Origin of the sequence: Pantoea sp. Ft-CA_14 (assembly GCF_024520875.1) — a bacterium.
GTDB classification, from domain to species: Bacteria; Pseudomonadota; Gammaproteobacteria; order Enterobacterales; family Enterobacteriaceae; genus Pantoea; species Pantoea agglomerans.
The window spans coordinates 224,813-238,567 of the sequence record NZ_JALNPM010000004.1; the positions used below are offsets into that span (position 1 = coordinate 224,813).

Annotated in this window: 12 protein-coding genes; 4 read left to right on the plus strand and 8 right to left on the minus strand. The window is 57.1% G+C overall.

Going from position 1 to position 13,755, the window contains the following annotated elements; translation table 11 throughout:
* The 4 genes from NR195_RS08910 to NR195_RS08925 all read right to left on the minus strand — a co-directional run bounded on the left by NR195_RS08910 (position 1) and on the right by NR195_RS08925 (position 4,512).
* A complete protein-coding gene (locus tag NR195_RS08910; RefSeq protein ID WP_033759728.1) occupies positions 1-1,332 on the minus strand; it encodes a glycoside hydrolase family 28 protein in 1,332 nt (443 codons plus the stop codon).
* Positions 1,333-1,435: 103 nt separating this feature from the next.
* Positions 1,436-2,251: a carbohydrate ABC transporter permease gene (locus tag NR195_RS08915; RefSeq protein ID WP_010252038.1), complete on the minus strand. Its 816-nt coding sequence runs from the start codon at positions 2,249-2,251 to the stop codon at positions 1,436-1,438.
* Positions 2,251-3,123: a carbohydrate ABC transporter permease gene (locus NR195_RS08920; RefSeq protein WP_010252041.1), complete on the minus strand. Its 873-nt coding sequence runs from the start codon at positions 3,121-3,123 to the stop codon at positions 2,251-2,253. Before NR195_RS08920 ends, NR195_RS08915 begins: the two co-directional genes overlap by 1 nt.
* Before the next feature lie 57 nt (positions 3,124-3,180).
* Complete coding sequence (locus NR195_RS08925; RefSeq protein ID WP_010252044.1) at positions 3,181-4,512, minus strand: extracellular solute-binding protein; 1,332 nt, start codon at positions 4,510-4,512, stop codon at positions 3,181-3,183.
* A gap of 550 nt (positions 4,513-5,062) precedes the next feature.
* Here NR195_RS08925 and NR195_RS08930 point away from each other — a divergent pair.
* Both NR195_RS08930 and NR195_RS08935 read left to right on the plus strand, forming a co-directional pair.
* Positions 5,063-5,662 carry a GNAT family N-acetyltransferase gene (locus NR195_RS08930; protein WP_033759591.1) on the plus strand — a complete coding sequence of 200 codons (600 nt, stop codon included), beginning with the start codon at positions 5,063-5,065 and terminating at the stop codon, positions 5,660-5,662.
* 12 nt (positions 5,663-5,674) lie between these two features.
* Entirely contained in the window at positions 5,675-6,766 is a 1,092-nt protein-coding gene (locus NR195_RS08935) for an ABC transporter ATP-binding protein (protein ID WP_010252048.1), read from the plus strand.
* 56 nt (positions 6,767-6,822) lie between these two features.
* On the opposite strand, the gene NR195_RS08940 is transcribed toward NR195_RS08935, so the two are convergent.
* A complete protein-coding gene (locus tag NR195_RS08940; protein WP_010252050.1) occupies positions 6,823-7,941 on the minus strand; it encodes an ROK family transcriptional regulator in 1,119 nt (372 codons plus the stop codon).
* Between the two features lie 40 nt (positions 7,942-7,981).
* A complete protein-coding gene (locus tag NR195_RS08945; protein WP_256844426.1) occupies positions 7,982-8,866 on the minus strand; it encodes a BadF/BadG/BcrA/BcrD ATPase family protein in 885 nt (294 codons plus the stop codon).
* Positions 8,867-9,136: 270 nt separating this feature from the next.
* Here NR195_RS08945 and NR195_RS08950 point away from each other — a divergent pair, with 270 nt between their 5' ends.
* Positions 9,137-10,294 carry a Gfo/Idh/MocA family protein gene (locus NR195_RS08950; protein ID WP_256844427.1) on the plus strand — a complete coding sequence of 386 codons (1,158 nt, stop codon included), beginning with the start codon at positions 9,137-9,139 and terminating at the stop codon, positions 10,292-10,294.
* Between the two features lie 205 nt (positions 10,295-10,499).
* Entirely contained in the window at positions 10,500-10,709 is a 210-nt protein-coding gene (locus NR195_RS08955) for a hypothetical protein (protein ID WP_124889615.1), read from the plus strand.
* 623 nt (positions 10,710-11,332) lie between these two features.
* Here the strand turns inward: NR195_RS08955 and NR195_RS08960 are convergent.
* Entirely contained in the window at positions 11,333-11,974 is a 642-nt protein-coding gene (locus NR195_RS08960) for a hypothetical protein (RefSeq protein WP_052271188.1), read from the minus strand.
* 512 nt (positions 11,975-12,486) lie between these two features.
* Entirely contained in the window at positions 12,487-13,728 is a 1,242-nt protein-coding gene (locus NR195_RS08965; protein ID WP_010252060.1) for an MFS transporter, read from the minus strand.
* Positions 13,729-13,755: the final 27 nt, after the last annotated feature.

A 13,755-nucleotide genomic window follows, 5' to 3' on the forward strand; every position in this document is an offset into this window, starting at 1 on the left:
TTAGTCCGGCAACTGCACCACGCACTCGGGGTGCCAGCCTGGCGGTAACGGTTCCGGCCGTACTATCGCCAGGCTGTGCAGTTGCAGGTTCTCCACCCCGCGTGCAAACAGGCCCGGCAGCCCGCCGGGATAGCGCTCTACGCCAAAAGCTTCGCCGGTTTTCGGGTCAAGTTTGTAGGCGTTATCCAGCCCCATGCCGGTCGGGGAGTCCGGGTTACAGGGCGGCCGTACGTCATAGTGTCCCTGTGCAACCGGTGCCACGGTCTGCCGCATCTGCAGCTGGCTGATGACCACATCGCGTATCCAGCCCGGTTCTGCCGCATGCAGGTTAATCGCCCCTTCCGCCACGCCCGTAACGTTACTGAACTGCACCTGCTCTACGATGCCGGGCGTAATGGCGGGATCGCGCCTGCGCACCGAAATATGCAGCGGATCGGCTTTTCCCCAGTGACAGGGCGGCGCATGGTGACAGGCAAAAGTCAGATTACTGAACAGCAGACGCCGCATCGCGCCACCGTCACGCGACAGAATGCCGATGCCACGGTTGGAATCAAAAATGGTGCAGCCGGTCACCGTGACATCTTCCACATCATCCCAGGTTTCAGTGCCGATTTTAAAGGCGCAGCTGTAGCTACGCAGCAGGCAGTTGGTGATCATAATCTGCCGCGCCGGACGCCGCAGCGCGGCCGGTTTATGGGTGGTTTTGATGCAGATGGCATCATCGGCGGCACTGAGATAGCTGTTGCTGACAAACACCGCTTCGCAGCTGTCGATATCGAGCGCATCGGTATTCGGCATGGTCATGGCATTGTCGATGGTGAGGTGGTCGATATGCACATGGCGACAGCTCACCAGATGCACCGTCCACATCGGCGCCTGCACGATGGTAAAGGCGGTCAGCGTTACCTGCTCGCAATCTTCAAACACAATGATCCGCGGCCGGTCCGCACGCGGCAGGCGATAGCCCTGCTCGTCACGCTCAGCGGCAAACCAGGCTTCACCGTCACCGTCTATACGGCCGGTGCCGCTGATGGTGATATTGCGCTGGCCCAGCGCATAGAGCAGCACATTGTGGGACTTCTCAGCACAGCTCAGCGCCTGTACCGCCTGGTAATCAGCCAGCCGCTGACTGGCGATCAGCACCGCGCCCGCTTCAAGATGGAGTTCAAAATCAGAGGGCAGATTCAGGCAGCCGCTGCGATAACGCCCGGCAGGCAGGGTCAGACGGCCACCGCCCGCCGCCGCAATCTGATCCATAGCGCGTTGCAGCACGGCCGTGTCCGGGGTTTCGCCATCGGCGACAGGGTGAAAATCAGCAAGGGAAAGGTGCATCATGCGTCTCCCGCAGGATTGAGGAGGAGGAATTGCAGCACGATACGGCGCGGCAAACCTTTGTCTGGCCGCCAGTGCGCCGTTTCGTGCGGGCTATCAAAGATTACTTCACGGCCCCTTCGGTGACGCCGCTGATGAACTTGCGCTGGAAAATCAGGAACACCACGATCAGCGGCATAATCACAATCATCGCGCCCGCCATCAGCACCGGAATGTCGATGGTGTTTTTGTTCTGGAAAAACATCATGCCAATTGGCAGTGTGCGTAACTCATCCTTGTTGACCAGAATCAGCGGGATCAGGAACTCATTCCAGGTCCAGATAAACAGCAGCAGCCCCAGCGTTGAGAGGGTCGGCCAGATAGCGGGCACCAGAATGCCCCACAGAATTTTGACCCGCGATGCCCCATCCATTACCGCCGCTTCCACCAGTTCTTTCGGCACCTGCTGGAAAGCACTGGCGATCATCAGCGTGGTAAAGGGCAGCGACAGGGCAATTTGCGGCAGGATCAGCGCCAGATAGGTGTTGGTCAGCCCCATCCAGCGCAGCTCGTGATAGAGCGGAATGATAAAGGCTTCACTCGGCAATACCATCCCCAGCGCCAGCATCGCTCCGATGACTTTTTTACCAGGGATTTTCAGCCACGCGAAACCGAACCCGGCCAGAATGCCCAGCAGCACGCTGAACAGCACCACCGGAATCACCACCAGCACCGAGTTGAGGAAGTAGACGTTGAAGTGGCCCTGTTGCCACGCGGTCAGGTAGTTTTTGAAATTCAGCGAGGCGGGCAGCGTGAAGACCCCCTGAAACAGCTCCATCTGGGTTTTGAACGACGTCATCAGCGCCATCAGGAACGGCAGAATCGTCATCAGCGCCACGATCCAGATCAGCGCGCGTGAAATCACCGGCGTGCTTCGCATCAGTAACGCTCCTTTAAGGCCAGATGGATCAGATAGTTAATCCCTAAAACAATGACCATGCTGAACACCGCCACCGACGAGGCGTAGCCAAAGTAGTGCAGATCAAAGCCCTGCTTATACATAAAGATGTTGGTCACCATGGTGGAGGTGCCCGGGCCGCCCTGCGTCATCACATAGACCAGGTCAAAGGCTTTCAGGCTGGCGATCACCGTCAGCAGCAGGGCAATCCGCAGCTCGGGTCGCAGGCCTGGCAGCGTAATGCGCATAAACTTCTGGCGACGCGACGAGCCATCGAGATCGGCCGCTTCCAGCAGTGAGGGATCCATGCGCTGCAGGCCCGCCATAAACAGCACCAGACAGAAACCGAAGAAGTACCAGGTGGCGACCAGACCCACGGCGGGCAGCGCCCAGGTAAAATCACCCAGCCAGGAGAGCGCCAGCTGGGGCAACCCGATTGCGCGTAATATCTGGTCGATCGGACCAAACGCCGGGTTATAGAGCCAGCGCCACACCACGCCCAGCACCGCCATCGGCATGATGTAGGGCAGGAAAAAGAGAATGCGCAGCACGCTGCGTTCGCTGTTGTTGCGCGTGTCATACAGAAAGCTGCAGAGCAGCAGGCCGACGCCAATCGGCAACAGGGTATAGAACAGCATCAGGATGGCGTTATTGCCCAGCGCAATCCAGAACACCGGATCGCTGAACATCCGCAGATAGTTGCTGACGCCGCTAAACACCGGCAGCGAGGTGCCGTCCCATTCGGTAAAACTGATGCCCAGCGAGGCCAGTAGCGGGAACAGCAGAAACACCGCATAGACCAGCACCGCAGGCAGAACATAGAGAAAATTACGCCAGCCACTTAAATTCAACATAACTCTACTCGTGGTTCAGAACGAGGCTCAGGCCCGGCTGTTCGCCGGGCCTCCGGCTTAATGCTTCAGCGTTTTCAGGTAACGCTGATAGTTGTTATCAAAATTAACTACCATCTGATCGGGTGTCTGACGGCCTGCCAGCAGCAGCTGAACGTTCTGATTCAGCTCGGCGTTCATGGTGGGTGTCGCCCAGTCCACGTAGTGACCTAAACCGTCGTAATCATTGAGTGTCAGCCAGACCTGATACGCCTCGGCCAGCAGCGGATTGTCCGCTGGCATTTTCGCCGCTTTGTTGGTGCTGGCAGGCAGGAAGCCCACCTTCAGCCAGCGGTTCGCCATGGCATCAGAGACCATATAGTTGATGAACTTCGCCGCACCTTCCTGCTGGTCTTTGCCTTTGGCAGTGCTGGTGATGGAGAACGCCAGATCGGTACCGCCCACCATCAGCGGTTGCTTCACGCCTTCACCGGCAGGCATCGCGGCAAAGTGAATATCTTTGTTGTCTTTAAACTGGCCGAGATACCAGGTGCCGCTGACCAGGAACGCAGCCTGGCCGTTCTGGAACAGCGTCGCCGCATCGTCGTGACCGATGCCCTGGAAGCCAGGGAAGAAGTACCCTTTGTCGGTCCAGCTCTTCATCATAGAGGCGGCATTGACCAGCTTGCTGTCTTTGAAGGTGCCGCCCACATCGTAAATCAGATTATCCAGCGTCTTGCGGTCGTGGCTCTCAATCTGCGCCTGCCACAGGGTGCTGAGCAGCTGCTGGCCCATGTTGCCATCCAGCAGACCGAGCATCATCGGCGCGGTGCCCTGCTGCTTCAGTTTCGCCATCGCGCTTTCCAGCTCAGCCAGCGTTTTCGGCACGGCAATACCTGCTTTATCCAGCAGCGCTTTGTTGTAATAGAGCCCGACCATCTCGCCCAGGCTGGCGACGCCATAGAGTTTGCCGCTGCCGAACTCGCCGCTGTCTGACCAGCGGTTACGTTTCAGAATCGAGTCCGGGAAGCGTGTGGTCCAGCCGTTGCTGGCGGCGTAGCTGTCGAGCGGCAGCAGCAGCTTATCTTTAACCAGCGAGCCCATATCGCCGCCGCCCTGGTTGACCTGAGCGATCTGCGGGCCATCACCGGCGGTCAGCGCCAGCTTCAGGGGAATACGGGTATCTTCAAAGGAGTGAACCGAGCGGTTAATCACAATGCCGGGATTCTGCTGGGAAAACTCTTTAATCCCTTCATCCACCGCGGCAGTCTGCTCCGGGTAGTTGTAGATATCCCACTCATTCAGGGTAACGGCGGCGTGGGCGGCATGCGAGACGCTGCCCGCCAGCAGGCCCGCTGCCAGCAGCCGACCCACATTGCGAATTCGGAACGAACGAACGGAGGAAACAGACATTATGCTCACCTTCTTCAGACCAGGATCGGCATCCTTTCATCTCACCGCCTGACATCCTGCAGGCTGCAGCCGCACACAAACGCACTCACTCATACTTACTTTAATAAAAAAATAAAGTCAAACAGCCTGCGCGGGGAATTGCAACGCTGTGAGCACGCGCAAATAAACAGCGGCATGGCGTGAAATACAGCACACTGCGCTGGCATTTACGCGATTAACCGTGGCGGTGCGTCGCCAGCTACTTTTTCTGCAGCAGGAGATGCCAGTGCAATCATCGCAAAATAACCTCCTGATAAAACATACGAAAATCCTATCACGCTCACACTTTTCCCCTTTCACTGGCCGTGAATCTGCTGCCAGCCGCCATGATCCGGGCGTGTTGGCGATCACAGTTGTGCATCCCGATGCCGGTAAACATTGCCGAAGCGCCCGTGTTAGTGAGATAAGGTAATTATTCTATCTTGAAAACTAAGTCCACTTTCATTAACGTAACTTTTATCTGCGGATCTGTTCAATCCCTGACCGATTCACTCACTCACGAGAATTCACCATGGCGAATCAAGGTGTCATTCGTCCGGCCACCCCGGCGGACTACCCGGCGCTCTACCGCATCTGCCTGGAAACAGCCGATGCAGGTGGCGATGCCCGCGCGCTCTATTCCGATCCTGACTATCCCGGCCAGCGTTTTGCTGTGCCTTATGCGCGTTTCGCGCCTGACTTTGCTTTTGTGCTGGAGCGGGACGGTGAGGTGCAGGGTTATGTGGTCGCCGCGCCCGATACCCGCGCGTTTGAAGCGCAGCTACAGGCCGCATGGTGGCCGCAGCTGCAGGAGAAATATCGTGATCGCAGCGCCAGCGCGCCGCTCGACAGCAAAGTGCTCGACGCAATACGCCATCCTGACCAGGCCGCTGACACGCTGGTGACGCAGTGGCCCGCTCATCTGCATATCAACCTGCTGCCGGCGGCACAGAAAGGCGGCTGGGGTCGCCGGATGATTGAGCATGAGCTGGCGGCGCTGCGCGCTGCCGGTGTCAGCGGTGTCCATCTTGGCGTCAGCCTGCAGAATGAGCAGGTCTGTGCCTTTTATCAGCGCATGGGGTTCACCCCAATCCTGCGCAGCAATGCCATCTACATGGGCCAGTTACTCTGAGTGAGGTAGCCGATGACCAGCCTGCGCTTGCAGAATGTGAAGAAGTCTTATGAACACGTTAATGTCATTCATGGCATCGATCTGACGATCAACAGCGGCGAATTTGTGGTGTTTGTCGGGCCATCCGGCTGCGGCAAATCGACGCTGCTGCGGATGATCGCCGGGCTGGAGGAGATCAGCAGCGGTCAGTTGCTGATTGAGGAGCAGGACATGACGCAGCAGCCCGCCACCGAGCGCGGCATTGCTATGGTGTTTCAGTCTTATGCGCTCTACCCCAACATGACGGTGCGCGGCAACCTGGCCTATCCGCTTGAGGTAATGAAGAAGTCTAAGGCGGAGATCAATGAGGCGATTGCCCGGACGGCCGCCCGCCTGCATCTCACCGAACTGCTCGACCGCCTGCCGCGCGCGCTCTCTGGCGGACAACGGCAGCGCGTGGCGATTGGCCGGGCAATTATCCGTCATCCGCGTATTTTCCTGTTCGATGAGCCGCTCTCTAACCTCGATGCCGAGCTGCGTTTGCAGATGCGGATTGAGATTGCGCGGCTGCACGCCTCGCTCGGCAACACCATGATTTATGTCACCCACGATCAACTGGAGGCGATGACGCTGGCTGACCGCATCGTCGTGCTGCGTCAGGGCCGCATTGAGCAGGTCGGCGCACCGCTGACGCTCTATCACGACCCGGATAACCTGTTTGTCGCCGGCTTTATCGGCTCGCCAAAAATGAACTTCCTGCGGGCGGAAATCAGCGCCACGGGCGAGGGTGAAGTGCAGCTGCGGGTGCCGGAACTGAAGATTGAGGGGCTGGTGCTGAAAATCGCCGCCGACTGCCGCGAGGGGCAAACCGTGACGCTGGGAATTCGTCCCGAGCATTTCCAGCCTGCCGCGCAGACGCCGGAGGCATTGCGCTTTCACGGCGAGCTGGCCTATGGCGAGATGCTGGGCCACACCAACTACCTCTACCTGGACATCGGGCGTGAAGAGATGCTGGTGGTGGAAGAGCGCGAAGCAACCACGCGCGATCTGGGAACCCAGGTTGAACTGGGCTTTTCTGCCGCACACTGCCTGCTGTTTGATGAGCAGGGAATGCGCCTGCGCTAAGGAAGCGCGGAAACAAAAACGGGCGCCGCGGCGCCCGTTTTTATTCGAGGGATAGCTCAGGTAACCGGCTCTTCATCGGCCTGCGCCGCCAGCAGATCAAGCAGCCGGTTGACAGCAAAACCCGCCGCGCCCAGCGCCCACATGCGGTTCGACTCAGTCAGGAACTGCAGCGGCGTCATGTGCGGCGTCAGTTTAAGCCGGTAGGCCTGGAAGCTTTGGGTGATGTGATCGAGCAGAATGCGTGACGCCATGTGCGGCTCCATCGCCAGATAAACCACATCCGGATCGTAAGCCACCGACAGGTTCGCCAGTGAAATTCCCAGCTCGCGTCCTGCCTCTTCCAGCACCGCCAGCACCTCGGGCGTTGGCCGCTGATCCAGCGCCTGCAACGTGAGGCCTTCCACCGGTTCCTGCTCAGCAAGCCGTTGCAGAATGGCGCGCGATGAGGCGACATCTTCCAGCAGACGCAGTGAGCCGTCGCCTACCAGCCCGTTGCCAATCTCTCCCGCCTTGCCGTGACGACCGCGGTAGAGCTGACGATTCAGGATGATGCCTGCCCCGATCCCTTTGCCGTAGGTGGCGATCACCGCCGACTGCGCGTTGCCGAGCTGACCAAATACCAGCGCCGCCATTGCCATGGCGTTGGCGTCATTCTCGATAAACACCGGCAGCGAGAAACGCTCTTCCAGCAGGCGCGCAATCGGGACGTTGTCCCAGTCGAGCACTTTGGAGCGGATACAGTAGCCGTTTTCGGCATCGACCAGTCCCGACAGGGCCAGGCCAATGGCGCCCACCCGCTTCTCCTCAACGCCGCGCAGGAATTTCGCCAGTGCATCGCCGAGCTGGCGCGGTGTAAGCGTGCCTTTCGGCATCTGCTGTTCACCCAGCAGATTGCCGCTGAGATCGGTCATGACGATCAGGTTGCGTTCTGCATTGAGCTGAATGCCAATCACGCTGGCGCGATCGGGATTGAGCCCAAGCAGCGTTTTTGGCCGCCCCATCGACACGCGACGCAGCCCCAGCTCCTGCACGATTTCCTGCGCCAGCAGGCGATTAGTCGCCTGCGACACGGTCGACATGCTCAGTCCGCTACGAACTTTCAGGTCTGACTGGCTGATCGGCGCATTTTCAACAATCAACCGCAGAATGCGCGCGGTTACGTTGGGAGCGGTCATAAATTCCTCGGGTTATCTGGCTGAGGATGCTCAGCCAGCTTCAGATCGGTAATCGGGCAGGCGTCAGCTGCTGCGCCAGTATCAGCGCCCCGCTCAGGGCATCGCCCTGCGGCGTCACCAGCCGGGCCTGAATATCGTCATCCAGCCAGCGCTGAATCGGCGTGGCCAGTCCCCCCATCAGCGCCACGGGTCCGCTGCTCAGGGCAGTCAGACGGCGGACCATCAGGCCGATATCGGCTGCGGTCTGATGCAGCAGATCCTGTGCATGACCATCGCCCGCGTCGGCGGCCGCAAAAATCTGTGGCACCACGCGAGCCCAGTCTGCAGGCGTCGCTGAGCGCGTCCAGATCAGCATGGTTTCCGGACCGTGGTCGAACTGCGCCATCAGCTGCCGGGTAAGAGCGCTCGGGGTAATAATCGCTTCATGGGCCAGCAGCGCCAGCCGCAGCGCACGACGGCCCAGCTCAGCGCCCGATCCCTGGTCAGACAAGGCAAAGCCCCAGCCGCCAAGCAGCGTAAACTGTTCGCCATCCCAGGCGGCGCCCTGACTGCCGGTGCCAATGATAAAGACGGCGCCAGGTGCGCCGCCATGGGCGCCCGCACAGGCGATCTCCACATCGCTGACCACCTGTAACGCCGCGCAGGCAGGTTGCCAGCTGGCGAGCCGCGCCTGTACCGAGGTGACGTTCGCACCGGCTAATCCGGCCACCAGCGCGGTTTGCGTCAGCGCCTCCGGGGCTAATCCCGCCTGTGACAATACCCGTTCGATCAGCTGCCCGACGCAGGTCAGTGCCGCGTCATAGTCTGACCAGACGTTGGCAGGCCCGCCGGTGGCTTCCGCCAGGATGCGACCCTGCAGGTCGGTTAACCGCGCGCGACACTGTGTACCGCCGCCATCAATGCCCAGAAGATAGTGTGGTTGCACGCGCTTCCTTCCCTGATTAAGGGTTATAGCCATAATGAGCGAACGATAGGATAAAAAAACTTAAATCGCAATAACAAATAAATATAGCAAAATCATATCTGAATTTTCTTGTTATTTTACATCGTCATAACAAAAACCCCCTCGCAAAACGCGCAGTGCGTTATTGACATTAGTTTTTCTGTCGTAATAAGTTGGTGGTCAGATTATCAACAGGCGCGCCCGATCACAGGCGGGCTATGCATCATGCGATTTCAGGAGCAGGGGTTTAACATGAAAGTAGGCATTATCGGTCTCGGCTTTCGACTGTCCCACGTGATCAAAGAGTTCAGCAAAGCCGACGACGCCTTCTCGGTAGTGGGTTATTACGATCCGGCACCCGCCGGACTGCCTAATCTGCACAGCTTTGGTATCGCGCCCGGCCAGGCCTTTGCGTCAATCGATGCTCTGCTGGAACATGGCGGAATGGATGTCGTGCTGGTTGGCTCTCCCAACTTTCTGCATCTGGAGCATGTGGGTCAGGCGCTGGCAGCGGGTTACACGGTGTTTACCGAAAAGCCGGTGGTGATCAATGAAGAGCAGACCATGGAGATGGCGAAGCTGGTGCGTCAGTATGGCGAAGCGCGCATTCTGGTCGGCCTGGTACTGCGCTATTCCCCGCTCTATCACGATCTGCTGGCGGCACGCGATGCGGGTCAGTTGGGTGAGATCACCTCGATTGAGGCGACAGAACATATCAAGCCTTATCACGGCGCATTCTTTCAGCGCGACTGGCGACGTCTGGAGAAATATGCCGGCCCGTACATTCTGGAAAAATGCTGTCACGACATCGATCTCTATCAGGGCCTGTTGCAGGAGCGCCCGATCCGCGTCGCCAGCTTTGGTGGCCGGAAATCCTTTACTCCCGCTCATGCGCCGCAGGGAGCTATCACCGCTGACTCAGAACTTTATCACGTGAAGCCCAGCGGCTGGTCGAGCACCGATGCGGTGTTCGACAGCGATGCCGATATTGTCGACTACCAGACTGCCCTGATTGAGTACGAAGGCGGCGCGACGCTGGCCTTCCACGCCAATCTGAATGTGCCGGATGAGTTCCGCCGTTTCTGTGTCATGGGCACCGACGGCATGGCGGAAGGCGACTTCGTGCGCAACTACTTCCGCGTACACAACGCGCGCAGCGGCGAGAAAGAGGTCGATACCGCCTACAGCGGCAATGCGTATGATGGCCATTACGGCGCAGATGCGTTGATGGCTGAAGAGATCGTTAAACATATTAAACAGGGAACACCGCTGAAAGTTTCAGTAGTGGACGCGCTGGAAGCGGGCCTCACGGCAATTAAAATCGATGAGGCTCGTAAAACCCGCAGCGTAATGGACATGCGTGAAAGCTGGCTAACATTTGACGCCAACCTGGGAAAAACCGGGGCCTGATGGCCCCAGCCTGCGGGTCGGCCTCCCCCTCTGACCCCAGGATTTTAATGGCAGTATGACTGGTAACTTCCTGTACTGGCCTTCGGGCCAGTGACAATATTGAGGTTGGGCTGGCTCGGGAAACCGTTGCCAGCGACAACTCAACCGCCCCCTCTCCAGCCCTCTTCTCCGAAGGCGTATTTGATTAAGCTGAAGGCAGCGCTTAATGAAGGTTTTTTTCATTCCGGGCGCAGACCGAGGGGCGCTGGCAGTGAAGATACTCATACAGCAGCAGCATTCCTACCGGGTTATCCTCCAGATTTTCGAAATCAACGTGAGTTTTTTCCAGAAGATATTTTCTCAGGGCGCTAACCGGGATGTTTTTATGGGAAGCCAGCGCCCGGCACAGCTGCGCCACGATCTCGCACTTTACTGAATACGGCACATCAGGATTATAAATTTCCGGAATGGAGTGAGTCTGATTCATAACGGTACCCTCTATAAGCGCTTAAGCTGACTGAGGAGGCCACAGGCCTGCCGATGAGAGATAAGTTATAGCAAGGAACGCGTTTTCGTGTAAATCAGGAACGTTTTGAAAGGCGTCACGGAGCTTTGCGTTCGTCCGGTTTGCGTTTCAGTCAGAGGCAACTTAAACACTTAAAGCGATGGGAACATATGCCTGTAGCAAAGCATCGCGGGCCACGGACAAAAACGCCGGGAGCGTTTTTGAACAACGCAAAGCGTTGGCCCGGCTTCGGGCGCACCTCAGGGATGAGGTGCGTAATCGCCCGCGCTGAGCCTGCACCGGGTGATCTTGTGCTGATACGCGACAGTCTTTCATCCCTGATGGTAATGTGTTTATTAGTGACCTGGTTTCAATCTTCTTTGGATGAAATCTTCCAGGCTAACCAGTAAAGAACCAGGCCAGCGATAAAGACGAGTAAGGGGGCGATAACGCGCATAATTCCTTCATTCGCAAATATTGCGATGAAAATTCCAATCACTACAGCGCTGACAACAACCGCCCCTGATAACTCAGAAATGACTTTTCTGATTAGTCTAAAGATTTTCGATTGCACCCAGAAATTGCTCCGTTTTCGAAGGATTTTTACGTAGAGTCTCACCGAGCTCGATGTAATTGGCTAAAGGTTCTTCAAAGAGGAAGTAAAGCATTTCAAAATCAAGTATATAAAGCCTTGACCATAATTCAGGATTTTGATGCCTCAAACGCCGTGAAGCTGCAGAAGCACGCGAAAGCACCCCCTGCAGAACTATGCCGCCCGCAAGGGTGCCTGTCCATAATCGCAGTGATAACTTCGTTATCACGCTGGCCATCATTCCTCCAACAACTTTTGAACCAAGATAACCTGTAATGGCCAGCTGCATGGACTGTCTTGAACCCAGTGAAGACGCTGCTCCGATGAGTTTATCTGTGATTTTTTTAAGGGCTGGATCCGGAAGGTAGGAAAGAGAGTCTTTGATTATCATCTCTGCAATCTGCCCCAGAATGGCTCTGTTACGGAAGAGCTTGTTCAAAGCCCGATACATCCTCTCATCCTCACCGAAGTTACGGCGCTGAATGTTTTTGCCGCCATCTGCCAGGTTGAGATCCTGAAAGGTTCTTTCAATACCCAAATAAAAATCCATCGGAAGTGAAGCAATACCATGAGCAACTGATACGGCGAGCGTCTTTGCGTCCATTCATTCTTCTACCGTTTTAGATACCAGCCTGAAAAATATCAGCCCACGCTGCCTTCCGTAAACGAAAACTGATCTCTTGAGTGCCATTAATATGGTTTTAATTGGCACTGATTTGTCATTCACTCCTATGCCAGGATCAAGAACTGGGATTAGAAAAGGGCATTTTTTAATCATTGCCGTTGCGCAGCATCACTAAATGGCGGAACAGTTAAAGGTGCCGGAAACGAGCCGTTCGTATCAGAAAAGCATTAAAGGACTCTCAAGGGCCGCAGACAGGCTTTGGTCACAAACAAACTTAAAGCGATGGCAGCATATGCCTGCACACAATTCTACAACCGCAATAACCCAGCCAGCCTCAATCCATCTCTCCGCAGCCTTAGGCAACGAACAAACTCAAAGCGAATGAGCGAATGGATGGCGCTTTTGCGTCTTTGCGAAAGGTGTTTGTTCCCTGCGCCTGCGCCGTGGTTAACCACCTCACAACCCCCCTCACCTAACCCCAACGCCAGTCATCAAACCGGATCCACCTCATTCTCCAGCTTCTGACGCCGTCGCAGATGCGGAAACAACTTCATCCACAGCGCCACCACCACCAGCGTACCGATGCCGCCAATCGCCGCCGCCGGTGCCGCACCCATCCAGGCCGCCAGCAACCCCGACTCAAACTCGCCCAGCTGATTCGACGTATTAATGAAAATCGCGTTAACCGCATTCACCCGCCCGCGCATGGTATCCGGCGTATCCAGCTGCACCAGCGCACCCCGGATCACCATACTCACCATATCAAAGCCACCCAATGCACAGAGCGCCACCAGCGACAGCCATAACTGCGTGGAAAGCGCGAACACCAGCGTCGCAACGCCAAAGCCCGCCACCGAGCCAAACATAATCATCCCGACATGCTTCTCCAGCTTGTGACGGCTCAGCCAGATGCCCACCAGCAATGCTCCCACCGACGGTGCGCCGCGCAACATCCCCAACCCCCACGGTCCGGTATGCAGAATATCTTTGGCAAAAATCGGCAGCAGCGCCGTTGCCCCGCCCAAAAGCACCGCAAACAGATCGAGCGAAATTACCCCAAGCACATCTTTGCGCTCACGAATAAAGTGAATCCCGGCAAACAGATTCTTCATATTCATCGGCAGACGAGCCTGCACCGGGCGTTCATAACGCAGCAGACTCACCAGCGTCAGCGAAACCAGATAAAATAGCCCGGAAACGCCATACACCACATGCGGCCCGGCGACATAAAGCAGCCCGCCAATCGTCGGCCCGACGATAACCGCTGCCTGACCGCCCACGGAGTTCATCGCCATCGCACGCGCCAGAATTGAAGGCGGCACCAGCGACGGCAGCATCGAAGACATCGCAGGCCACTCCAGCGCTTTCGCCACCGCAATCATAAACACCAGCCCCCACAACGCGGTCTTATCGGGGGTATGGAATAAGGTAAGCACCACTAATGCCAGCAGTGCGGCAAATTCCACCAGCTGACCTAACAGCACGATCCGCCGCCGGTCATATTGATCCGCCAGATGACCCGCTGGCAGCGCCAGCAACACCGACGGCAGAAACTGCATTAAGCCAATCATCCCTAACGCCATCGCGCTGTTGGTCAGCGCATAGATCTGCCAGCTGATTGCGACCGAGAACATCTGAAAACCAAATGATGAGCAGGTACGCGCTACCCAGAAGGCGACAAATGTCCGATGTCGCCACAGCGACTCTTCCGCCGCCGATGCCATAAATCCCATGTCTTATCCCAAATCAGGTGAGGAAAC

Excerpts from the sequence above, each read along its gene's own strand:
- NR195_RS08910 (WP_033759728.1), bottom strand. The coding sequence starts at position 1,332 with ATGCACCTTTCCCTTGCTGATTTTCACCCTGTCGCCGATGGCGAAACC.
- NR195_RS08915 (WP_010252038.1), bottom strand. The coding sequence starts at position 2,251 with ATGCGAAGCACGCCGGTGATTTCACGCGCGCTGATCTGGATCGTGGCG.
- NR195_RS08920 (WP_010252041.1), bottom strand. The coding sequence starts at position 3,123 with ATGTTGAATTTAAGTGGCTGGCGTAATTTTCTCTATGTTCTGCCTGCG.
- NR195_RS08925 (WP_010252044.1), bottom strand. The coding sequence starts at position 4,512 with ATGTCTGTTTCCTCCGTTCGTTCGTTCCGAATTCGCAATGTGGGTCGG.
- NR195_RS08930 (WP_033759591.1), top strand. The coding sequence starts at position 5,063 with ATGGCGAATCAAGGTGTCATTCGTCCGGCCACCCCGGCGGACTACCCG.
- NR195_RS08935 (WP_010252048.1), top strand. The coding sequence starts at position 5,675 with ATGACCAGCCTGCGCTTGCAGAATGTGAAGAAGTCTTATGAACACGTT.
- NR195_RS08940 (WP_010252050.1), bottom strand. The coding sequence starts at position 7,941 with ATGACCGCTCCCAACGTAACCGCGCGCATTCTGCGGTTGATTGTTGAA.
- NR195_RS08950 (WP_256844427.1), top strand. The coding sequence starts at position 9,137 with ATGAAAGTAGGCATTATCGGTCTCGGCTTTCGACTGTCCCACGTGATC.
- NR195_RS08955 (WP_124889615.1), top strand. The coding sequence starts at position 10,500 with ATGAAGGTTTTTTTCATTCCGGGCGCAGACCGAGGGGCGCTGGCAGTG.
- NR195_RS08960 (WP_052271188.1), bottom strand. The coding sequence starts at position 11,974 with ATGGACGCAAAGACGCTCGCCGTATCAGTTGCTCATGGTATTGCTTCA.
- NR195_RS08965 (WP_010252060.1), bottom strand. The coding sequence starts at position 13,728 with ATGGGATTTATGGCATCGGCGGCGGAAGAGTCGCTGTGGCGACATCGG.